Raw genomic sequence first — 21761 nt, 5'->3', positions numbered from 1 at the left:
TCTTCAGCAAAAAAGGGTCAGCGGCTGACCGACTGATGCCGGCAATGAGGCAGTCTGTACGTGCCAACCACTGCACTAGCTTTGATTATTAGAAACGATCCCATTCATGGAAAGGATGAACCTAATGGCAGCAAATAATTTCACTCAAGGTATCTGTGACGAGCTTTACAATATGATCTCCTCAGGCGAAGTAGTTTATGAGGTCAGGGAAAAGCTGAAAAATGTAACTGCCGAACTCGAAATGGGGCAGATAAATATCGCCGAATTTGATCATTCGGCGGTTATCGCAGATAAATATGGTCAGCTTATTTATGACTATTTTCTCATCGCCCTTCATCGCTGCGGACTAACCAAAATTAACGGCCATCCTGACACCGAACCGCAAAGAATGTTCCGATGCGATTGCTGCGGGCGTATCTATCATTATTCAGAATCAACCTGTTTCACAGGCAATTATTTCAATGAATTCGATGTCAGGTTTGCGTATGGCAGCCCATTTGACGAGTCGTATATTTCGTTCACACTATGCGAAATTTGCCTCTTTAATCTGCTCAGACAGTTTAAACACCAACCGACAGACGATGATGGGCAGAATATGGTCAAACAGTTCGACAAATACCGAAAAGACTACTACCGGGAATTAGAAAATTTGGAGAGGGAATGATGGCCAAAAGTAGATCAAAATCAAATTATCTGGTATGCACCTTACACTGGACAGAAGAATCGAGCAATGAAACATCTGAACAAAAGAGAACGGGAGCGACTCATCCGTTCAAAGAAACAATTAGAAACAGAGATCACGCCAGAATTCAAAAAAGGGATCGAGGAAACGATTAATAAATATAATGAAGCCTTATGAGACCTGGCTAAAAAGTAACTTTCCACTCCAACCCTTCCCAAGTCCCCACTAGACGTTTTGGTTGATTGAAATCAATATTATAATAATCTCGATTATATTTATGATTTATCAGGAGATCTCCTATGAAAAATAATAAAGAGAAAAAATATGCTTTTATTTCTGAAGATAGGTCATTGACTGGAATCTATGAAGGAAAAGAGAATCTACCGGATCAGCCAAATAATCCGTGTAAGATAATAAAAATTTTTGACCAAGACGAAGGCGAAAGTTTTCTAAACCATGCCCAAGGCTTATTGGAATTAGGATACACCTTCCCAGAGATGACTAAATTTTTGGACGTTCGAGCCAAGGGAAACGATAAGAAAAATCCAATTTATTATGTTGTATTTTCGAAACGCTACTCCGGCGTTTTTTCAAAAGCAGAAATAAAGCTTATTCCTGAAGATGAGCCTATCGCGTTGAAAAAGAAATTTTATTTACTTAAATCAGCGATTAACTATTTTGAGGAAAATGAATCACTTTATCAGTACGGTCCTTTTTATGTTGTAAATTCCGTTCGAATTTCCGGTATCTTTACTGATATAGACAAAATTCATTCTTTTATAGCTAACAATCACGACGGCGCGGTAATTAAAGAATGTGATAATCTTACAATGGCCGAAGCCCAATTAAAAAACCATCAAGAAAAGTCTCCTAATCCTTCGACTTTTATCGTTGTTATTGCCCAACACTATTCAGGGATCTTTAACACCGAAGAGCGAAAAGTTATTCCTAAAGGTGAATCCATCTACTATGAAAAAAGATTCGAATCACCGGATGAAGCGATTCGTGACTTTGACAAAAATGAGCCTATATATCGCGATAAAGCCTATTATGTAATTCAGTCGAATCAAATTTCAGGAATTTTTACTGAAACTAAATTAGTTGAGCCGTTTATTAAACATGGGATAGACGTAAAGATAGAAAAACATAAGACACTTAAAGAAGCCCAACAACATTTTCAACAACTTAAAGCAAATGAACAAGCAGTTATTGCTTATGTTGATGGCTCTTACTGTACCACAACCATGTTATCGGGTTACGCTTATTTATTAATTACTCATCAACGAATCATTTTCGAAAATAAAGGGGCTTCTTTTTGTGATAATGATATGCGGCATCTGAATGGTGAACTAGAAGCGGTAATGAATTGCATCCTAAAGGCAATCGAACTAGGTTTCAAAAAGATTATTATCAGATACGATGCCGCTGTTATCTTTGCATGGTCAAACAAAGAAAGTCGTCATAAGCAGTCGTCCAGCAGCAGAATGTTATCGAAACGTTATTTTGAATTCATTACAAGAGCGCGGGCGTACATTGAAATTGAATTTGAAAAAATTACAGCACATAACCATAGATATTATAATGATCGTGTCGATTTTTTGGCCAAACAGGCAGCCGGAAATCGGCAATTAGATATTTTTTTCAAAAACCGAAATGCTTATTTCTCCTAATCATTTAAAACAAGCAACATCTTCTTAAACAGAAACCCGAAATTTACCAGAATCGTTTCTAAGAGTCTTAAAATAAATCTGCCTTATAAAATAGATGAATGAATTAAATATTGTTGTGGGCTATTTTGAGGCCTCTGAGGATGTCTGACATACACGTTCAAAGTTTATCGTTTCCACTACTTTTTGTTTTTTCTGATATTATCGTGAGTAACTAAAGGTCCCCTGTTTCTTACAATGCTTGGTCACATTATCTATCCTTCCCCCAACTGTCTAGAAGCCGATAATCATCTTTAACCTTTTTAAGACGATTCTCAACACGCATCTGGGCCACATTTTGCAGCTTTCCGTCTTTCGTAAATATATGAAAGTCCACCGCATATACGCTGCGTCCTTGCTTCACCGTGGTATATTTCACCTGTATATCGGTCAGTTCATTGATCTCTTTTTGTGCCTGATCTATGACATAGCGTCTAATGTCATACCACTTGGTTAATTTCTTTTCACCAATACCTAACATTTTACGGAGTTGTTCAATTGTTAACCTTATTCCGCGCTGGTTTTCATACGATTTCAACAACTCATAAAGTCGGATGCTGTAATTACTTCGCATAGCCATGACATATAGATATTTATACTTCGTGAAAAACTTTTTTAGCTCCAGCAAGTAGGGCTTTAAATCGTTGTCCAATTCAACCTCAATCGTACCCTTATTTTCAAAGATACGCACTTTTGAAAGCCAACTCATCAGCGTTTCTGTTCCATTCTCAGTTTCTAACCAAAAACTTTTATCCCTCAATGATTTAAGGGACTTTTTTATATTTTCATAGTTTTTACCGCTTTTATAATTCATTTCACAAATCTGACAATATTCTTTGATAGACAACAAGTAGCGATGAAATTCTTTATCCTCTGGCTTTATCAATTGGATCACATGCAAAATAATTTTCTGTTCCTGCAATGTCAGGTCATAGCGAGTTTTTTGTATCAGAGCGTTGGCCTTGACCACCTGATAATCCCTTGCATTCATTTTTCTAAGCTTTTCTGGCATTCTATCAATCAAAAGATTAACATTCCTGGTCATGTCTACCCCCTATATACTTTTATGTGTTTAATAATACCATATTGCGATAAAAGTTTTTATAAATAATTTTGCTCGCTTTTAGGACAATGATTAGGATGCACCCAGGCTTTTGAGTCGCACTATCCCTCGCTTTTTTACAATTAGTCGCACCATTGCTCGCTTTTTGTTTATATTAATGCTGATCAATTCAACCCACCAACCTTATATTTGGCTTTGTGATTGCACTATTCCTCGTTTTAATTACATGTAGGGTACTTATCTTTCTCAAAATCCGATCTAACATTTAAATCGCACCATCCCTCGTTTTAATCGCACCATCTCTCGCTTTAAGTCGCACCATCTCTCGCTTTAAATCGCACCATCTCTCGCTTTAAAAACCCAAACCCCTTGCGACTCTAAGACGCCTGGCTCTCCCAAAATAATCTTTAAATATCTTTAAATATCTTTTAAATATCTATTAAAAGATATTATAAGCGCGCGTTTCTTTTATCACATATCAATAGATTTACTCAAATGTCCATTGTGAGATATTGAGATCTGAAACAATCAACGGTCAAACCATACAGGAAGTTAGACAATGCTCTTGAAGCCCTACCTGAACCTTCTAAAAGGTAACCTCTACTCAGGCAGAATCTGTAGTCATTTTAGTATTAGTTAATAGTTATCAGCAATAATTGAATCAATTAATCGTTTACTACGCTCTAGATCATTCTTCACCTGCAGCTTATAGATCTGTGCTTTGTGGTAGCCGTCTTCAGTAAAAGAATAAAGAACCACTTCTGAAAGCCCTGACCCCTTCTCTATTACATGTTGTTTGTGCCGTTTAATAATGCCTTCAGCTGTCAATTCATGCAGCGCCTTGTATATTTCAGAGTGTGTGGGTTGATAATCGGCATTACGTGCAGCAATCGCTTCTGTATAGCGCCAGCCATAAGACTTACTACGTTCAATTTCATTTAATAAATAAACTTTTAATACGGCCCGCTGTTTCGTTAAAAATGGATTCATGGTCAAAATCTCCTAGTGATTTTTTAGGTCTATTATATTTAATAATCCTTTGGAATACAATTCTAAAGGAACAATAGTGACTTGAAATATAAAACATGATCGCTAATATTTTATCTGCCCATAATCGAATGTTTTAATCACTTTTTATGGGGAACCTGTCACAAATATATTTTCATTATATGTAAACGTGTGTTCTGTATTCAATGGCAAAAAATATCTTTTATTGATTATTAAATACAATTTAAATATAATTTAAATATATTATTTTTATAATTTGTTTATGTGTGGTGATAGAGTGTGACGCGTATTTTAGCCGTATCTAACAACAAAGGTGGCGTTTTGAAAACTTCTTTGTCTGTAAATCTGGCCGGTTTATTTGCGCTAGACGGGAAGAAGGTTCTGATTGTTGACGGGGATAATCAGGGCAATGTTTCTCTTTCATTCGGGAAAAACCCTGATGTATTTGAGACCACAATCTACGATGTAATGGTTGGCAAGGCAACTGCTAAGGAATCTATCGTTAAGGTCTACGAAGGCATTGATATTCTGCCTGCAAATGATGATCTTCAGTTTCTTGAATTCGACGTTCTGACAGACCAAAAGAAGTATAAAAAGCCCTTCCATTTGTTAAAAAGTAACCTTTCCGACTTAAATCACTATGACATCGTGATTGTAGATGGCCCGCCGAACCTTGGGCTCATGGCCGGAAATATCCTGAATTTCGCTCACGAGGTCCTGATCCCCTTCCAGCCAGAAAAATATTCAATGCGATCCCTAGTCAAAATGTTGAACTTTATCGTTGACTTCAAATCAAAAATTAACCACAGGCTTGAGGTCAATGGCGTTGTAGCGACTCTGGTCGATCGCCGCACCGCCTTGCATGATCAAATTCTTCAGGAATGTAGGAAGTATTGTCTGGAAAACCATATAAAGCTCTATGATACCGTCATTCCAAGAAGCATACGGGGCGCCTCAGGTATTGCCTACGAGAACCTACCCGTAACGCTTATTCAAAATAATAACGTTTTAAAGGATAGTTATAGTCAATTATATAATGAATTAACTTTAAATTAATTTAAAGTTATATTTAATTAAATCGGAGGTTAAATAATATTTATGAAAAAAAGGACCTTAGCTGGTTTTAATGACGTTGCTTCTACTGATATAAATTCCTCAGAAAATACGGTGCCTAGTAAAAATACAGATCAACTTAACGAATCAAAAAATACACGTGTTACTACAAAGTCAGACATGATTGACAGCCTTATTGAAAACAACAAAAAGCAGACCATTATGAAAGGCTTCGTTTTGGATGCTGATGTTGCCAAAGCTATCGATCGGATTAGTAAGGGAAAAGGGCGAGGGTTCAAATCTGAATTTGTAAACGCGGTTTTGAAACAAGTTCTTTCGGAAAAAGGTTTAATTTAAATTATTTTTAAATATAATTATATTTAAATTTAAATAGTATAGATTTGATTTATAGCAAGCCACAATCGGCCGATTGGAGAATTAATTCATGGTAGAAAAACAAGTTATTGATGCAATGTGGGACGACGCGCCTGTTGATGTGTCTAAAGAAGTCAATTTTATTTGGTCCATCGCAAACAAACTGCGTGGACCGTATCAGAGTGATAAGTATAAAGACGTCATCATTCCGATGACGATTATCCGTCGTTTTGAATGTGCACTGGCGCCGACTAAAAAAGCGGTCATTGACCAGTTTAAGGCGAGTCCGAATTTCCCGGCAAAGGCGATGTATCGCGTGTCCGGCTTCCAGTTTTACAACACCAGCGACTATGATTTGGCGGAACTGGTGAATGAAGCCGACTACCTTGCGGATAACTTTAGAAGCTATATCCGGGGCTTTTCTGCTAATGTTCAGGAAATTCTTCTTTCGGCTGAAAAAGGCCTGGATTTCTCGAAGCAGATCGATAAGATGGACAAGAACAACCGCTTACTCAGTGTGGTTAAAGCGTTCTCTGAACTGGATCTTGATCCCCGCACAATTGACAACGTAAAGATGGGATACATTTTTGAGGATCTCATCCGAAGATTTTCTGAAAATGCCGAGGCGGGTGACCACTACACCGGTCGGGATATTATCAAGTCCATGGTCAATATTTTGCTTGCCGAAGGCTGCGACGATATTTTTGACGACGGAAAGGTGATCACTATACTGGACCAGGCCTGCGGCACCGGCGGTATGCTTTCCACCGGCTATAATTTCATCAAGCGTTACAATCCTTCTGCCGATGTCCGCCTGTTTGGTCAGGAGGTCAATCCGGAATCCTATGCCATCTGTCTGGCGGAAATGCTCATCAAAGGACAGAACGCGGAGAATATTTGCTATCAGGATACGATGAAGGCAGACCGTTTTAAGGGTATAAAGATGCGCTTTGTATTGGAAAATCCACCGTTTGGCCAGCCGTGGGGCGGCAAGGACGCCGCCGAAGGCGTTGAGCAGGCAGTTCGAGACGAGCAGGCCAAAGGTCTGGATGGACGCTGGGGCTCCGGCCTTCCGGGTTCTGGTGACATGCAAATGCTCTTTTTACAGTCCGCCATCGACAAAATGGATGATAAATATGGTCGCGCCGCCATTATCGAAAACGGTTCGCCGCTGTTTTCTGGCGGCACTGCCTCCGGTGAAAGTCAGATTCGGCGCTGGATGCTGGAAAGCGACTTGATCGAAGCCATTATCGCGCTGCCCACCGACCTGTTTTATAACACCGGCATCGCGACCTATATTTGGGTGCTTTCCAAGAACAAACGTGAAGAACGCAAAGGCAAGATTCAGCTGATCGACGCCTCAACGATTTATCACAAGCTGCGAAAAGCCCTAGGCAATAAGAGAAATGAAATTACGCCGGAAGACCGCGCGGCCATCACCAAGCTCTACGCCGACTTCGCTGAAAATGAACAGTGCAAGATCTATAAGAATGAGGAGTTCATCTACCATGAGTATACGGTGATGCAGCCCCTCCAGCGCAGCTACGCGATCACTCAGGAGCGTATTGACGCAATGCTCTCCAAGGGTTCTCTGTCCTCTCTTTATGATGAAGCAAAGGTGGAGGAACTCGAAAGCGCCGAGGAACTGACCGGCAAGGACGCCAAGAAACTCGAAAACTATAAAAATAACAAGCCGGCGTACGACGCGATTATTGAAGCATTAACGGCCGCTATTTCAGATACCGTCTATCCAGCACCTGAAGCTTTTATGCCGGTGCTGGTCAAGGTGCTTGTACACGTCACCGTCGATAAAAAGCTGCTCGAAAAGATTGCGGACGGACTTTCTGTTATGGACAAGGCGGCTGAGATTCAGCGTGACCGCAAGGGCCATGTTCTCTACGATAAAGAGACAAAAGATACGGAAATCGTCAAATACGAAGAAGATATTGACACCTACATGGCGCGCGAAGTATTGCCTCATATTCCTGATGCTAAAGCGTTCTTCGAAGAAAATTTGGGCGCGAAGCATCCGGTTGTTAAAACCGGCGCCGAGATCCCGTTTACCCGTTATTTCTACAAATATCAGCAGCCCACGCCCAGCAAAGATCTGGTGGTTCATTTCATGGATCTGGAACGCTCCGTCAATGAGCGCGTGGCGAAACTGTTTGGAGATAAGGTGACGACGGTATGAGAGAAATGAAAGACAGTGGAACTGAGTGGATAGGGAAGATGCCTGATGCATGGCGTACAGGTAAAATTGGCGAGCTTTATGAATTACGCAATGAAAAAGTGAGTGACAAAGATTATCCACCGCTTTCTGTTACCATGAAAGGAATTGTTCCTCAACTTGAAACAGCGGCAAAAACAGATGATGGCGATAACAGAAAACTGGTTCGTAAGGGTGACTTTTCTATTAACAGTCGCTCTGATAGACGTGGTTCGTGTGGCATATCTGCTTATGATGGTTCGGTGTCATTAATCAACACTGTTCTAAAGCCAAGAACAACTATGATGCCTGAATACTATAATTGGTTATTTCATGCGCCGTTATTTTCAGATGAGTTTTATCGTTGGGGGCATGGTATCGTAGATGACCTGTGGACAACAGGTTGGACCGATATGAAGAAAATATCTATTCCTGTTCCTCCGTCGTTGGAACAACGCCGCATTGCCGCCTTCCTTGACGCCAAATGTGCCGAAATTGATGCTTTGACCGCCGATGTGCAGTCCCAGATTGATACCCTTGAGCAGTATAAGCGTTCCATGATCACGGAAGCCGTAACAAAGGGATTGAATCCTGATGTTGAGATGAAAGACAGCTATGCTATCTGGATAGGGAAAATTCCGGTTGCATGGAATATTATCCCCGCAAAATATGTAATGACAATCAAAAATGGATCAGATCCTAAAAGTGAGGGAGATATACCCGTATATGGTAGCGGAGCTGGTAGCTTCAAAACTTGTGGCGAATACAAAGAAGGACCGACTGTTTTACTTGGTCGAAAGGGGGCAACTTTGCATATTCCACACTTCATTGAAGGTAGGTATTGGAATGTTGACACGGCATTTGATGCACATGAAAAGAACGCGATGATGTTATTGCGCTTTTACTATTACCTTGCAATTTGTTTTGACTACAAATATTACATATCCCAAACTACATTACCGGGAATGACGCAAACAAACTACGGGAACATGCGATTGCCCATGCCTGAGATAGTTGAACAGAAAGAAATCGTCTCGTACCTTGATGCTAAATGCACTGAAATAGACAAAGTCATCTCGGACAAACAGACTCAGCTTAAAATTCTTGATGACTATAAAAAATCTCTCATTTACGAATACGTCACCGGTAAAAAGGAAGTCACAGTATGAACCGTATCCTCAGTGAAAAAGACTATCAGCATTTCATCATGGAACGTCTGGCACAGGACAACGGCTATATCATCCGTCAGGCGACCAGCTTCGACCGCCTGTTTGCAATGGATCGGGAGATGCTCTATAAGTTCCTGAATGAGACGCAGCCGGAAGCGATGCGCGCACTGCGGAAAATCTACAAAACGGGCCTTGAAGATACAATCGTTAGCTTCATTAATAGCGAGGCGACCAAGAGCCGCGGAAGTCTGCTCGAGGTGCTCAAACACGGCATTGAGATGTCGAACATGAAGCTGGACCTGATGTATACCCAGCCGGCAACCACCTTTAACAAGGAGCTTTTGGCCAAGTACAAGAAGAACATCTTCTCTGTGATGGAGGAGGTCTGGGCGAGTGACGCGGAGCGCATGGATCTTGTGATCTTCCTGAACGGCCTGGCCATTATGACTTTTGAGTTGAAGTGCAACGCCGCCGGCCAATCTTATGAGGACGCCATCTATCAGTATCGCACGGACCGCGATCCGAAGACGCGTCTGTTCCGGTTTAAGTCCGGCGTTCTCGTTAACTTTGCCATGGATCTGGAAGAAGTCTATATGACAACCCGGCTCTCCGGAAAAGAAACCTTTTTCCTGCCGTTTAACCGGGGTAATGGCAAAGGCGTGGCGGCCGGTGCGGGCAATCCGATCGATCCGGACAAGTACAGCGTCTCCTATATGTGGGAGGACATCCTCACTAAGGATACGGTGCTTGACCTCATCAGCAAGTTCATCTTCATTGAGACCAAAGAGAAGAAAGACGATGCCACCGGTAAAATCAAAAATTCAGAAGCCGTCATCTTCCCACGCTATCATCAACTTGATGTTATACGTAAGCTGCTCATCGATGTTTGCGAAAACCATACGGCACAGAACTACCTCATTCAGCACAGCGCCGGTTCCGGAAAAACAAATTCCATCGCCTGGCTGGCACACCGTCTGACGTCGCTTCACGATGCCGCAAACAAGATCATCTTTGATAATGTCGTCATTGTGACCGACCGCGTCGTAGTCGACAGGCAGCTTCAGAAGGCCATCCTGGGTCTAGAACACAAGGCTGGGCTGATTCGCGTGATGGACAAGACGTGTACGTCTAGCGACTTGGCCATTGCACTGAACGGCAATACAAAAATCATTGCCACCACGATCCAGAAGTTCCCGTACATCGTTAACAGCATTGCGGGGCTTAAAACAAAGCGGTTCGCCGTCATCATCGATGAGGCCCATTCATCGACGTCAGGTAAGGACATGGCGGCGGTGACGCAGTCGCTGGGTGCCGGTGATCAAGATGCGCCTGACGTTGAAAGCCAAATTACGGATGAAATCAGGAAGAGCGGCAAGCAGGCCAATGTCTCGATGTTCGCGTATACGGCGACGCCCAAACCGACGACCCTGCAGCTTTTTGGCCGATTGAACACGAAGGGGCAGTATGAGGCGTTTCATGTCTATTCCATGAAGCAGGCCATTGAGGAACGTTTCATTCTGGACGTACTGCAGAATTATACAACGTACGAGACCTTCTACCAAATCAATAAAGAAGTGAAGGACGACCCACGCTGTAAAACCACCGAGGCGAAGCGTCAGATTGCCCGCTTTGTGGAACTCCACGAAACAAATATCGCCCAGCGGATTGAGGTGATTATCGAACACTTCCGTACGTCCGTGATGACGGAACTCGGGGGCATGGCTAAAGCCATGGTGATCACATCTTCCAGACAAGGCGCGGTCAAATATCGTCAGGCTTTTGAGGACTATATCACGAAGAAGGGCTATACCGATATTCATGCACTGGTCGCGTTTTCCGGCAAAGTAAAGCTTCCGGATGACGACAAGGAATTTACGGAGATGTCCATGAACGGCTTTTCTGAGGACAAGCTGACGGGGGCGTTTGAGAAAGACGATTATCAGGTTCTGCTCGTCGCCAATAAATACCAGACGGGTTTTGACCAGCCGAAACTCTGCGCGATGTATATCCTTAAAAAGCTGAAAGGCGTCTCTGCGGTTCAGACCCTTTCCCGGCTGAATCGGATTTACCCGCCCTATGATAAGAAAACGTTTATTCTGGACTTCGTCAACAGCTACGAGGACATCAAGGCGGCGTTTGCTCCGTATTATACGACCACGCTGCTGTCCAATTCGGTGACGCCGACGGCAATATACGACCTTGAAGCAAAGATTGACGCCTACGCGGTCCTGGATCCGGATGATATCGAAAAGGCAAATGACCTGCTCTATAAAGAAAAAATCAGTTCCAAGGACAAACAGAAACTGACCTTCTATTTTAAGAAGTCCAAGAACCTTATTGAGGCCCGTGACGATCGGCAGCAGACCGAGATGGTGACACTCATGCGCCATTTTGTCCGCTTCTACGAGTTTCTCCTTCAGGCTTCCTGCTTTGAGGATGCAGACTTGCATAAGAAATACAATTTCATCACGTATCTGCTCGCTTATATCAGCATCAAGCACCCCGGCCAGGGCTATGATCTTTCCGGAAAAATCAAAGCTACGCGTTTTTTACAAAAGAAGGGCGAGGAACACAAAAAACCGGATCTTGTCGCTTCTCCGGTAATGAAATTACCCGTAGCGGAGAGTTTTGGTTTAACCGAGGCAAAGGAAGAACGCCTGTCGCAAATTATTGCTGAGATCAACAGCCGCACCGGCAAATCGTATGACAACGATGTCGCCGTCAAGGCAATGCTGCAGATCCGGGATATTCTTTTGAAATCGGATAAGCTGAAAACGAGCGCCAAGAACAATTCGGTAAAGGACTTTGCGTTTTCTTATTTCGATGGCATTGACGATGCACTTATTGAAGGTCTTTCTCAGAACCAGGATTTCTTTTCGCTGCTTCTAGGCCATGATGAAATCAAAAAGCAGGTACTCGGTATCTTCACCGATGAGATATACAAGAGTCTGCGAAAGGCTTGAGTGTAAAGAAGTGAAATCATATTTGACAAGTTCCGTTTGAAAAATGCTTTGATAAGCTATAAGCAGAGTTTTGCCCATCGGCAGACCAAATGAAAAATATAAATGGTATGCCGTAAAGTTCTGGATGTTGATATTGACTTGTTGGCATACAGTGAGTCTGGAAGTGACCGAAGATCCAAGAAACAGGTATAACTCAGGTTATAATTTTGTTAGTTCAACCATTGCTTTGCGAACGTACTGTAAAATTATATACATTTACGAATTTTAGACTATTCCAATTTGGATTGATAAGTATGGAATCTGTGGCAGACTGAGGTGAAAATCTCGGTGCCACTCGAGTTATAGAGTATAATTCTGGATATATTAGTGTGAATTACATATATGGAGAGGTGTTCGGAGTGCAAGCTGTTCGAATCAAGGATATATATGCAGGGAAACCTGATGCGAAAGATGAGGTCAATACAGAAGGTTACGATAAATTTATCGAGAGTTTTGTTATTCCAGATAATTTTAATATTGACGATCTATTACAGGGCAATTATTGCTTTATTACGGGCTATAAGGGAACTGGAAAAACTGCTTTACTTTACTATCTAGATAATAGTTTAAAAAAAATAGATTCCTCAACATGTTCATCGTTTATTTTCTTTAAAGATGATTATACAGATATGCAGAGAAAAGATATGGATAGGTTGTCAAAGAGATTGGTATCCTCCATATCGTTTGGAAATGATGTTGTATTGGATGGGCAAGATTTCGAATATATATGGAGATGGCTATTCTACCAAAGAATTTGGGAAGACAATTCAGAATATGGTGGCAACCTTTTTATTCAAGATGATAATTGGAATAAATTCGATAGAATTATCTCCAGAATTACCACAAAGAGTGGCAAAGGTAAGCTATTGATTCCAAAACATATGAAATTTTCGATTCCATTTTCAAATACAACAAATGGTGTGACGGTTTCTCCGGAATTGGATTTGAGTTTTTCATCAGCTAGATCTTTTGATACAAAGGAGTATAGAGCATTTACCAGTATAATTGACGAATTGGACCATATATTCCCAAATTTAATACGGTCAGATATACCATATTATATTTTTGTTGATGAATTGGAAGCATACTATGGGGAATTATCTGTTTTTAAAAGAGATTTAAAAATAATAAGAGATTTAATCTTTACAGTCAAAAAATTAAACACTTTCATAACAAAGTATTTTCAAACTAAGACTAAGATAATTTGTTCTGTTAGACTTGAAATTTTAAACGCAATTAATAGATTTATAATTTCAAAAGAATTGAATAAAGTTACTTCAGGTTTCGAAGTACCCCTTGTTTGGGATTATGCAAATACCAATTCATTTGAACATCCCATTTTAAAAATTCTATTAAAGCGAATTGATATTGCAGAACAAGCATTTGGCAACAAGCTGACTTACAAAGAATTAATAAGAAAATGGTTTCCAGAATCGGTCAATCATATTGACCCCGCAAATTATATTCTCAATAACAGTTGGTTTAAACCCCGCGATATAGTGAGATTGATTTCATCAGCAAAGAGTGGAATTCATAGTTCTGATACTGCTTTTAAACAAGCAACTTTCGAAGTATTACGGAAGAAATATTCATTAGATAGCTGGAATGAAGTCAAAGAGGAAATGCGAGCGCTATATACGTCAGAGGAAATTGAAGATATTATTTCGTGTATAAAAGGTTTTAAATCAATTTTTTCATTTTCTGAAATAAAGTATAGGGTTGAACGATATTTTTCTAGAACTATTCTGGGGGAAAAACTTGAAGTAGTCCTCAGAGACTTATACCGATTAGGCATTATTGGAAATTACATGAGAAGTCCAAAATCATATAGATGGCAGCATAAGGGGGATCAGGATTTAATAATCTCTGATGAATGGAGCATGATGATCCACATGGCTCTTCAAAATGGTATATCTACTAGAAGTTATAAGACCATTGATAATAGACCACAAATAGATGAAATTTATCAAGTGACAGTAATAAGGATTGTTCCAAATTATATAATTGTTAGATTTCAAAACAATGGATCTATTTTCAAAGGAGTTATAAATATTAGCAATTTATCAAAAGAATACGTAGATGACATATACTCGTTTACAACTGTTGGAGCTAAACATAATGCAAAAATACTATATTTTAGTGAAGAATATCAAAACTGGAATATGAGTCTTATTATATAAAAGTGATGACAAAGATTCGGTGATTTACTACCATCAGGGTTATTAACAGCATTTATTTTTTCGGTGTGGTCTCATGGGAATACAGGATGAAAAGGCGAGGTGATCAGCGCATGACAAACCAAGATAATCCGTTTAAACTGCTACGAGATAAGAACATCCTTGCCATTTTGGACGGAGACACCGACTTGGGCGAAATAAGGACGGCGGATTTAAATGAAACTATAGAAATTTCGATGCCATATTTAAGCGGACCTATGCTTTGTGACATATCCAATAGGTTTGGAATGTTGGTTTCATACCCCTATCATGGAGGAGCTCAGAGCAGATGGGCATATCTTGACGATTTGTTTGTGTATTGCATTGAGAACCATCGGGAATCAGACTTGTTGAGCTTCTTTTTTTCAAAACGACATTTTGTTGAAAAGCTCAAAGGATACACTCCTGAAGTAATAGAATGCGCATACACCAAGATAGTAGAAAATGTAATTGATCAGATCAATGGTATTTTGTATTTTGGAGGCAACGAATTAGTAAAAGTCGGAGAACACTTTGTTATAAAGAAAATCGGCGCGCCTGTAAAGGTTGCTGCACCTGCAATCAAAACGATTGACCGCGATTACATAGTGAGATTGTCCGAGCGGGCAATGCAGGATGTAACCGAAGGAAATTACGATAGCGCCATTACCAAATCCAGGACTTTGCTGGAAGAAGTGTTTTGCTATGTGATTGAAAAAAGGGGTGAAACCCCATCCGAGAGCGGAGATATTGGCAAGCTCTACAATCAGGTTAAGCAGCTTTATCATATGCATCAGAACAAGAGCATGGACAAGCGTATTAACAGCCTGCTTTCGGGCCTTGAAAAGATTCTTTTCGCTATCGCTGAAATGAGAAACAAGGACAGCGACTCCCACGGTGTTGGATCTAAGCGCATAAATATCGCAGAGCATCATGCCCGGTTGTTTGTTAATTCGTCAATGACAATGGCAGACTTCGTTTTGGCTGTGGGTGATCGAAGGCAACTCACCACCTAATGTGATGACACAGCTTGAACTAATTAATAACATTACGAACAAAAATAAAACCTATATTGTTTCTTTTAGTTTATTTAATAAATATTCTGAAATTAATCCCATGCTCTCAATAGCAACTTTAGCTTCTATATTAGTTACGGTCGGTAGAAATGGTCGTCCGTGTCCTGTTCCCTGTTTGTTTCTCAGGTTGTTTACGGAACATCCTAATTGATACATAGCAATTTCTATACGCGACATTCTCTCATTAATTCCTTTGCTTTCAGGAGTGGACAATCCTAGAAGATAAAAGGCAAGCCCTAATAGAGTTGGAAAATTACTTTGTTGATATTTTCCCTTAATTCTTGTGATAACATGAGCAGCAACGGCCTCTAATAGGTCCTTGCTTGTCCCTGTTAACAATGCCGCATCTGATGCTCCCTTTTTAGCACGACGAATGTAGTTCTCTAATGCTTCTTCCATTTCCAAGTCAGTTAGGCTATCCAAGACAGCGGAGGTGACCATTCCATCGCTTGTTAGTGCAATCCCTTCCGCTTTCAATGAGTTTTGGAGGTTCTGAATGGATTCATGACCGACAAAGTTTGGAGATGATTCCCTAAACCCTCCACATCCTCTGACTAACGATAGAAGAGAGCTAACAAAAGATTCTCCTGCCTCCTGATCATATTCCAAAGCCCAATTCAACACGGCAATTACTCTTTTTGCTTTACCGATATTTGTGTTTTGGCCATTTAGCTTTGGATCACCCTTATCCAATTTGTTACGAAGAATAATATTATCAATATCTGCATGACTTGGTTTACGGGTTGCCACTAAAGCATCGTCTACTACCTGTGAAATCGCAACTGCAATTTCATCATTTAGCGGTAACCTTTTCATCTTAATGCACTTCCCTGATGATTTTCTGTTTCGCTCGATTCGCTCTTGCTAAAGTGCTTTTACTAATACCTGTCATCTCGCTGACCTTAGTATAGGAGTTCTTATCAAGCAAAGAAAGTGCCAATTCAATTTGTTGCCGGTTGAACTTTTTTGGTCGTCCTTCTCTGAAATCAGAGCGCTGCTTAGCAATTTCTTTCCCCTCTTGAGTTCTTGTTACGATCAGGTCACGTTCGAATTCAGCAAAGGCGCAAAATATAGTGAAGGTAAGTCGGCCCGTTGGTGTGTCTTCAATGATGCCCATATTCAATACGTTGACCCGTACACCTTTTCTGAACAGTGGTTTAATAATGGTCAATGCGTCAGATGTACTTTGCGCAAATCGATCAAGCTTTGTTACCGTCAGTGTGTCACCTTTGGCTAGGATAGCCAATAATTTTTGAAATTCTGGACGCTCTGCCTTTGTTCCTGTTAATTTTTCAGATAATACCTTTTTACAACCGGCCTTTTTTAAATCCTCAATCTGTGCATCAAGATGTTGTGCCCTGGTGCTGACCCTTGCATACCCATATATCATCCGTTTTTCACTCCTAATTATGACAACAAGTTATGAGAACGTCTGATACCGCAATTTTACTGGACTCTATTATCGCCGTTAAAACTTTAAGTTATGACAATGTTGCTTTGTTGGGATTAAAAAATGATAATTGATTTTTACAAAGGGTAGACAAAATATTGTATACTCCGTTCCTAATGACTAAAATAAAATTTAGATAACTTATTTTTGGAGAATGTTATGTGGAAAGTAAAAGATATTATTAAAGATAAGAACTTTTGGAAAAATTCTTGGGCTTTCCCAGGAATTTTATTTGGAATAGCTACAACGGTACTTACCTTTATCGATTTTAGCAAAAGCTTTTACAAACTAATTATTTTAATTGCACTAGTGGTAATAAGCATTGTATATGTACTGATTAATTTGTTTAAGAGTTTATTAATAAAAAAAGTTAAATTAGTTATTGATGGATCTGAAATTGAAATAAAAAAAGGTGATATTTTTTCATTTCCTCGAAATATCTATAAAGTGATCGCTTTTAATGAGTTTTTTGATACAGAAGTAGATGACAAAATAATATCAAGATCATCCTTGAACGGTCAATATTTAAATAAATACTATGCAGATAATAAATCAGATTTAGACAAAAAAATAGCTCAAGACCCACGAATGAAGTTTAGAATAGTCAAAACAAATGTAGACCGTCCTTTAGGTGGGAAAAATATTCGTTATCGTTTGGGTTCTGTATACAAAGATATGGACTTTTTCCTCGTCGCATTTTCGAAATTCAATGAAGAAAACGAAGCTGGTTTAAAATTATATGAATATGCTAATTGCTTAATAAATTTTTGGAATGAAATAAATAGTCTCTACGCTCGACAAGAAGTTGTTGTTCCATTGTTGGGGTCTGGTATAACGAGGCACAAGGATTTTGATGCTACTCCTCATCAATTGCTAGAAGTAATGCTTTGGACTTTTAAAATTAGTAAGGTAAAATTTAGAGAACCTTCTAAAGTTATCATTCTCCTTCATAGAGACCATTATAAAAAAATAAATTTTTATAAATTAAAGGGGTTTGAAAAAAATGACATATAGAAATGGAAATTATTCAGCATTTTACGTTAGTGAACCTTTTAGTCAGAGTAACCTGGGTGCAGCAGCTACAAAAGATTTTTCATCCTATAACATATTAAAGGCATGGAAAGCTGCAGATAGTAGTTTTCCCTTTAATGACTCACATAATAAAAATTATAATGTGAGAGACGAGAGTGATTGGGAAAAAACTTTGAAGCCTCGTCTACACGATAGGTTAAATAATTCAAAAAATATAATTTTGTTTTTAAGTTCGATAACAAAAAATAGTAAGGCGCTTCGTGAAGAAATGAACTTTGGAATGAAAATCAGTGGATTACCAGTAATAGTTGTTTATCCTGAATATTCAAATAAAAGCGATATTGTAGATTATAGTTCAAACATAATTAAGGATGAGATTAAGAATTTATGGGATAAACTTCCTGCTTTTCGAGATTCTATGTCAGATGTTCCAACAATTCATATCCCTTATAAAAAGGATTTGATTAGACAAGCATTAAATGATAAAGATTTTATGGTAAATTCAAAATGTAGTGCTAATGTATATTTTTATAAGCAATAAAAAATCATAATAATGCCCATAAATTAACCATATCAAGGAGAGGATCCCTTTTCATTTAATAGTTGAACAAGAATGAACTGCTCGACATCGCAGTTCGGAAGCAGATTGAGATTGATTAAGTGGTCTAATATTGGCATTTCGACGGCTTTTTTAGTGGTTATTTCTAGTTTTAAGAAAGACAGGTATACAGAAAAGCGACTTATTGTCTAGACTCGGTCGGTGCTGTCTCTTTGTATTTTGATTGTATCAGAAAGGCCAACGCAATAGCGCCAGCCTTGTGAGTGTGAATTGGATTTTTGCACTGATAAGTGGGCTTTCAGGTGAAGAACATTTTGACATTAACGAAGACGGATGATTGCAACCATCCTGATTTTTTCCCGTATGTGTCTTTTCATAACAAGATATTTGCATTAGATGGCCTGTCAGTATGTTGACTTTAATAAACAAACAATTGTGTTTCAAACACACAATATGGCTATTTGTTTTTCCTAGTGATCGCTGCTTCGTTGCCGGTGATTATAACTTGTGCATCCCTGGTTACTATCTTTACGCCATCAGGAAGCTTTCTCCCAACGAGTTTTGAACTTCCGTCAAACGAACGAAGAACATGACGAGGACGCCTTCTCTGTCTTCCACCAACCGGCCTAACACCAATTATGGGCATCGGCTTCCCCACTGTAGTAACATAAGTAGTACCTTGATTTTTATCTTGTTCTTCTCCAAAAACTTCTTCTGGTTTCTTTCTAAACATTCCTGTTTCTTCAAGGTCCCGCATTAATTGTTCATTTGATACATTTTCAAAGTACTCATTAAAAATTTTCTCACGATCGGTCATTATAAAACACCTCCTATAAAATCCGCTTTATGTCTAAAATATCCTCATTTTTTTTTAAGCAAAACTGTTTTTCTGTTCTAAAATGTCTGGTGATATTCCTGTCGGTTTGTTTTTGATTAGTATACCTTACTGGAACCAAAGGACGGTCATTTTTATTAACATAGACGAATGTTTTGGCTAATAATTCATCGCCTGACAGACCAACAAGAAAATCACAAAATTTACTGTCAGTATAGTATGCGTCCACTTTTTCTTTATCGTGCTTCTTTCCAGAATTAATTTTTTTAAAAAATGAACATCGAGCATTAAAAAAATCATCCTGAGGTTCTCTATAATCCAAATTGAAATACTTTTCATCGTTTATTTCAATGTTTAACTCTAATACAGCAGGAATTTTTCTAAAATGTTTAGCCTTCATTCTTGCCCAGACTTCAGCATGGTTAACATCTTCATAAAGATATATTCCCGTTCCTAAAAGATGTTTATCACCACTTGAAAAATCAAATCGTCGCTCTTTTAAGATATTTATTGCGTCATCTTCCAAGGTTCCATGGAACAAAGTCAATTTCACTGTCGATTTCCCCAAGCTATATTCTTATTTTTATATTTGTCTACAGCTAATATTAGCTTTAATTATGCCATAATTTAAAGAACGGCGCTTAAAATCTGCATGTCTGTCTCAGTACATCCCTACATAATGATTATCAATGATTTTAGTTACTCTATCTCTGCCGAGAATGTCCCGAGCATACATGAACAGTGCTTTTTCGATTACGTCCGTCTTGTTTGTTTTGACGCCATCAACTGTCAATTTTTTAACTGACTCGTCCAAAAGTATCTGATGTACCTCATCTAATCGAATATTCATTTGCTGTTTCATATTCCCTCACCTCACGCTCCGTTTCCCTGACGTTTTAATTATATCATGTGTATATACGGTGTGTATATACTGAAAGCTTTAGCAGAACAAAATCGCCAACTCGATCTCATCACATCCCAAGTAAAATCAAATTACTTGGGATTTTTTTTGTCCGTTTCATGGTGCCTCCACAGGGCACTGGATTTCAACTTCTTCACCCCGGAAATGTTTTGGTGGAATGCTCTGAGGAGGGTTGAAGATAAATTTATAGACAATACATATCACACTGTAGAATTGTAGTGATTTTTCGACATAGTTCTTTCAATTCCTTTTGTTCATCATCAATCAGAATAAATTTTATCAGCCTTCTCGTTGATTTCTTCCTGTGAAGGTAGCGTATACCTCCGTGTCGTTTCGATTGACTTGTGCCCAGCGAATTGAGCTACTTCAACGATGTCCCAACCGCTTTTCAGCATGTTGCGAAAACAGGTGTGCCGCAGCTGGTGAGCGTGGAACCCGTATTTTTCGATGACTCGTTGGGCCGATCGCTTCGTCAATCGCCGGTTATAATTTGAGATAAACAATGCCTGGCTGTCATCTTTCCTGGATTCAAGGTATTTTTGCACCGCACGTCGAGCCTCAGCAGGATAAGGGGTTTTTCGCTCCTTGTTTCCCTTTCCGACGATTGTCAACATACCTCCTTGCTTGATCTCCTCAACATCAGATCGGTCAAGCTCAACCAGCTCTTCAATCCGGAGTCCGGAATACGAAAGAAGGTATACGATTGCAATGTTCCTCAGATTGCCATCCCGTTCGACATCACGGAAAAGTTTATTACGTTCATTTCGACTCAACGATTCCGGGCTGATCATGCTGATTGGCAATTTTTTTGGTTTCCGGATATCCTCAACGATCTGAGGCTTTTTAAGAAAATCAGCTAGGACACAGATGGTACCGAAAATCCGATCCGTGGTGGCCACGCTTGCTTTTTTCCCGTTTTTTAAAATCTTTCCAGCTCTCAAGGCGTTGATGTATTGCTGCACGTCGAAACGAGTGATCCGATCAAGCGAGCTGCCACTTGATTTTAGCCAAACGTCCAGGCGTTCCAACTCAAAACAATAAGAGTTGACCGTTCCTTCAGCTTTTCCTTTGCTTAGTTCTCTATTTCTGAGCCTCTGAATAGGGTCATCTTCTCCACCCATGACTTTTATGTCACTTTTTTTAATCAAAATATTCACCAGCTTTCCCTTAAACACGGACTTCTTTATTTAGAGAATATGTTGAAAGTGACATAAAAGTCAACTTTTATGACGCTTTTGAAGACCTAGATTTTTTAGCAATGAAAACAAAAAAAGGTATATCCTCTGTAAATATTTAGAGAACCTGAATTATTCACGGCCAATCTATTTGATTAGCTAAAATGCTTACTTACTCAGTGTTGTAACGATTTTCTCATTTTCACTGATTGGGTGATTAAAATTAATGAAAAAGGAGCCACTCCTTTGTATG

The 21761-nt window shown here is 39.5% G+C and carries 20 protein-coding genes; 12 read left to right on the top strand and 8 right to left on the bottom strand.

Annotation, left to right across the window (positions count from 1 at the left end; translation table 11 throughout):
• Nucleotides 1-124 precede the first annotated feature (124 nt).
• The 3 genes from E4665_RS15860 (at nt 125) to E4665_RS15855 (ending at nt 2352) form a co-directional block, all read left to right on the top strand.
• Nucleotides 125-664, top strand: coding sequence for a hypothetical protein (locus E4665_RS15860; RefSeq protein ID WP_135349782.1), 540 nt, complete (start codon nt 125-127; stop codon nt 662-664).
• A gap of 66 nt (nt 665-730) precedes the next feature.
• Nucleotides 731-859: a hypothetical protein gene (locus E4665_RS18705; RefSeq protein ID WP_277752230.1), complete on the top strand. Its 129-nt coding sequence runs from the start codon at nt 731-733 to the stop codon at nt 857-859.
• Nucleotides 860-981: 122 nt separating this feature from the next.
• Nucleotides 982-2352 carry an RNase H family protein gene (locus tag E4665_RS15855; RefSeq protein ID WP_135349781.1) on the top strand — a complete coding sequence of 457 codons (1371 nt, stop codon included), beginning with the start codon at nt 982-984 and terminating at the stop codon, nt 2350-2352.
• Between the two features lie 247 nt (nt 2353-2599).
• Here the strand turns inward: E4665_RS15855 and E4665_RS15850 are convergent, their stop codons facing one another.
• Nucleotides 2600-3433: a replication initiation protein gene (locus E4665_RS15850; protein ID WP_135349780.1), complete on the bottom strand. Its 834-nt coding sequence runs from the start codon at nt 3431-3433 to the stop codon at nt 2600-2602.
• Nucleotides 3434-4087: 654 nt separating this feature from the next.
• A complete protein-coding gene (locus E4665_RS15845; RefSeq protein ID WP_135349779.1) occupies nt 4088-4441 on the bottom strand; it encodes a helix-turn-helix transcriptional regulator in 354 nt (117 codons plus the stop codon).
• Nucleotides 4442-4738: 297 nt separating this feature from the next.
• Between E4665_RS15845 and E4665_RS15840 the strand changes: the two genes are divergently transcribed.
• The 7 genes from E4665_RS15840 (at nt 4739) to E4665_RS15810 (ending at nt 15475) form a co-directional block, all read left to right on the top strand.
• Nucleotides 4739-5515, top strand: a complete 777-nt coding sequence (locus E4665_RS15840; RefSeq protein WP_135349778.1) for a ParA family protein — start codon at nt 4739-4741, stop codon at nt 5513-5515.
• A 42-nt stretch (nt 5516-5557) separates the two neighbouring features.
• A complete protein-coding gene (locus E4665_RS15835) occupies nt 5558-5869 on the top strand; it encodes a hypothetical protein (protein ID WP_135349777.1) in 312 nt (103 codons plus the stop codon).
• Nucleotides 5870-5957: 88 nt separating this feature from the next.
• Nucleotides 5958-8078, top strand: coding sequence for a type I restriction-modification system subunit M (locus E4665_RS15830; protein WP_135349776.1), 2121 nt, complete (start codon nt 5958-5960; stop codon nt 8076-8078).
• A complete protein-coding gene (locus tag E4665_RS15825) occupies nt 8075-9262 on the top strand; it encodes a restriction endonuclease subunit S (RefSeq protein ID WP_135349775.1) in 1188 nt (395 codons plus the stop codon). Before E4665_RS15830 ends, E4665_RS15825 begins: the two co-directional genes overlap by 4 nt.
• The gene (locus E4665_RS15820; RefSeq protein WP_135349774.1) at nt 9259-12225 is read left to right on the top strand and encodes a type I restriction endonuclease subunit R; all 2967 of its coding nucleotides are present in this window, start codon (nt 9259-9261) and stop codon (nt 12223-12225) included. Before E4665_RS15825 ends, E4665_RS15820 begins: the two co-directional genes overlap by 4 nt.
• Nucleotides 12226-12623: 398 nt before the next feature.
• Nucleotides 12624-14444 (top strand): P-loop ATPase, Sll1717 family, encoded by a 1821-nt coding sequence (locus tag E4665_RS15815; protein WP_135349773.1) that lies wholly within the window; start codon nt 12624-12626, stop codon nt 14442-14444.
• Nucleotides 14445-14554: 110 nt separating this feature from the next.
• Entirely contained in the window at nt 14555-15475 is a 921-nt protein-coding gene (locus E4665_RS15810) for an abortive infection family protein (RefSeq protein ID WP_135349772.1), read from the top strand.
• 51 nt (nt 15476-15526) lie between these two features.
• Here the strand turns inward: E4665_RS15810 and E4665_RS15805 are convergent, their stop codons facing one another.
• Nucleotides 15527-16351, bottom strand: coding sequence for an abortive infection family protein (locus E4665_RS15805; protein ID WP_135349771.1), 825 nt, complete (start codon nt 16349-16351; stop codon nt 15527-15529).
• A gap of 1 nt (nt 16352) precedes the next feature.
• On the bottom strand, nt 16353-16925 hold the full coding sequence (locus E4665_RS15800) for a recombinase family protein (protein WP_135349770.1): 573 nt from the start codon (nt 16923-16925) through the stop codon (nt 16353-16355).
• A 219-nt stretch (nt 16926-17144) separates the two neighbouring features.
• Between E4665_RS15800 and E4665_RS15795 the strand changes: the two genes are divergently transcribed.
• Both E4665_RS15795 and E4665_RS15790 read left to right on the top strand, forming a co-directional pair.
• Complete coding sequence (locus E4665_RS15795) at nt 17145-17999, top strand: macro domain-containing protein (RefSeq protein ID WP_135349769.1); 855 nt, start codon at nt 17145-17147, stop codon at nt 17997-17999.
• Complete coding sequence (locus tag E4665_RS15790; RefSeq protein WP_135349768.1) at nt 17989-18558, top strand: TIR domain-containing protein; 570 nt, start codon at nt 17989-17991, stop codon at nt 18556-18558. The genes E4665_RS15795 and E4665_RS15790 overlap by 11 nt, the downstream gene beginning before the upstream one ends.
• A gap of 475 nt (nt 18559-19033) precedes the next feature.
• Here E4665_RS15790 and E4665_RS15785 read toward each other — a convergent pair whose 3' ends face one another.
• The 4 genes from E4665_RS15785 to E4665_RS15770 form a co-directional block, all read right to left on the bottom strand.
• Nucleotides 19034-19393 carry a hypothetical protein gene (locus E4665_RS15785; protein WP_135349767.1) on the bottom strand — a complete coding sequence of 120 codons (360 nt, stop codon included), beginning with the start codon at nt 19391-19393 and terminating at the stop codon, nt 19034-19036.
• Nucleotides 19394-19406: 13 nt separating this feature from the next.
• Nucleotides 19407-19964, bottom strand: coding sequence for a hypothetical protein (locus tag E4665_RS15780; RefSeq protein ID WP_135349766.1), 558 nt, complete (start codon nt 19962-19964; stop codon nt 19407-19409).
• Nucleotides 19965-20072: 108 nt separating this feature from the next.
• Nucleotides 20073-20273 (bottom strand): hypothetical protein, encoded by a 201-nt coding sequence (locus E4665_RS15775; RefSeq protein ID WP_135349765.1) that lies wholly within the window; start codon nt 20271-20273, stop codon nt 20073-20075.
• A gap of 320 nt (nt 20274-20593) precedes the next feature.
• Nucleotides 20594-21481, bottom strand: coding sequence for a tyrosine-type recombinase/integrase (locus tag E4665_RS15770; protein ID WP_135349764.1), 888 nt, complete (start codon nt 21479-21481; stop codon nt 20594-20596).
• Nucleotides 21482-21761: the final 280 nt, after the last annotated feature.

The sequence above is a fragment of the Sporolactobacillus shoreae genome (assembly GCF_004684935.1).
Classification (GTDB): Bacteria; Bacillota; Bacilli; order Bacillales; family Sporolactobacillaceae; genus Sporolactobacillus; species Sporolactobacillus shoreae.
This window is presented reverse-complemented; position numbering and strand designations above follow the sequence as displayed.

Coding starts and splice junctions, on each gene's coding strand:
- E4665_RS15860 (WP_135349782.1), top strand. CDS start 125: ATGGCAGCAAATAATTTCACTCAAGGTATCTGTGACGAGCTTTACAAT.
- E4665_RS18705 (WP_277752230.1), top strand. CDS start 731: ATGAAACATCTGAACAAAAGAGAACGGGAGCGACTCATCCGTTCAAAG.
- E4665_RS15855 (WP_135349781.1), top strand. CDS start 982: ATGAAAAATAATAAAGAGAAAAAATATGCTTTTATTTCTGAAGATAGG.
- E4665_RS15850 (WP_135349780.1), bottom strand. CDS start 3,433: ATGACCAGGAATGTTAATCTTTTGATTGATAGAATGCCAGAAAAGCTT.
- E4665_RS15845 (WP_135349779.1), bottom strand. CDS start 4,441: ATGAATCCATTTTTAACGAAACAGCGGGCCGTATTAAAAGTTTATTTA.
- E4665_RS15835 (WP_135349777.1), top strand. CDS start 5,558: ATGAAAAAAAGGACCTTAGCTGGTTTTAATGACGTTGCTTCTACTGAT.
- E4665_RS15830 (WP_135349776.1), top strand. CDS start 5,958: ATGGTAGAAAAACAAGTTATTGATGCAATGTGGGACGACGCGCCTGTT.
- E4665_RS15825 (WP_135349775.1), top strand. CDS start 8,075: ATGAGAGAAATGAAAGACAGTGGAACTGAGTGGATAGGGAAGATGCCT.
- E4665_RS15820 (WP_135349774.1), top strand. CDS start 9,259: ATGAACCGTATCCTCAGTGAAAAAGACTATCAGCATTTCATCATGGAA.
- E4665_RS15810 (WP_135349772.1), top strand. CDS start 14,555: ATGACAAACCAAGATAATCCGTTTAAACTGCTACGAGATAAGAACATC.
- E4665_RS15805 (WP_135349771.1), bottom strand. CDS start 16,351: ATGAAAAGGTTACCGCTAAATGATGAAATTGCAGTTGCGATTTCACAG.
- E4665_RS15800 (WP_135349770.1), bottom strand. CDS start 16,925: ATGATATATGGGTATGCAAGGGTCAGCACCAGGGCACAACATCTTGAT.
- E4665_RS15795 (WP_135349769.1), top strand. CDS start 17,145: ATGTGGAAAGTAAAAGATATTATTAAAGATAAGAACTTTTGGAAAAAT.
- E4665_RS15790 (WP_135349768.1), top strand. CDS start 17,989: ATGACATATAGAAATGGAAATTATTCAGCATTTTACGTTAGTGAACCT.
- E4665_RS15785 (WP_135349767.1), bottom strand. CDS start 19,393: ATGACCGATCGTGAGAAAATTTTTAATGAGTACTTTGAAAATGTATCA.
- E4665_RS15775 (WP_135349765.1), bottom strand. CDS start 20,273: ATGAAACAGCAAATGAATATTCGATTAGATGAGGTACATCAGATACTT.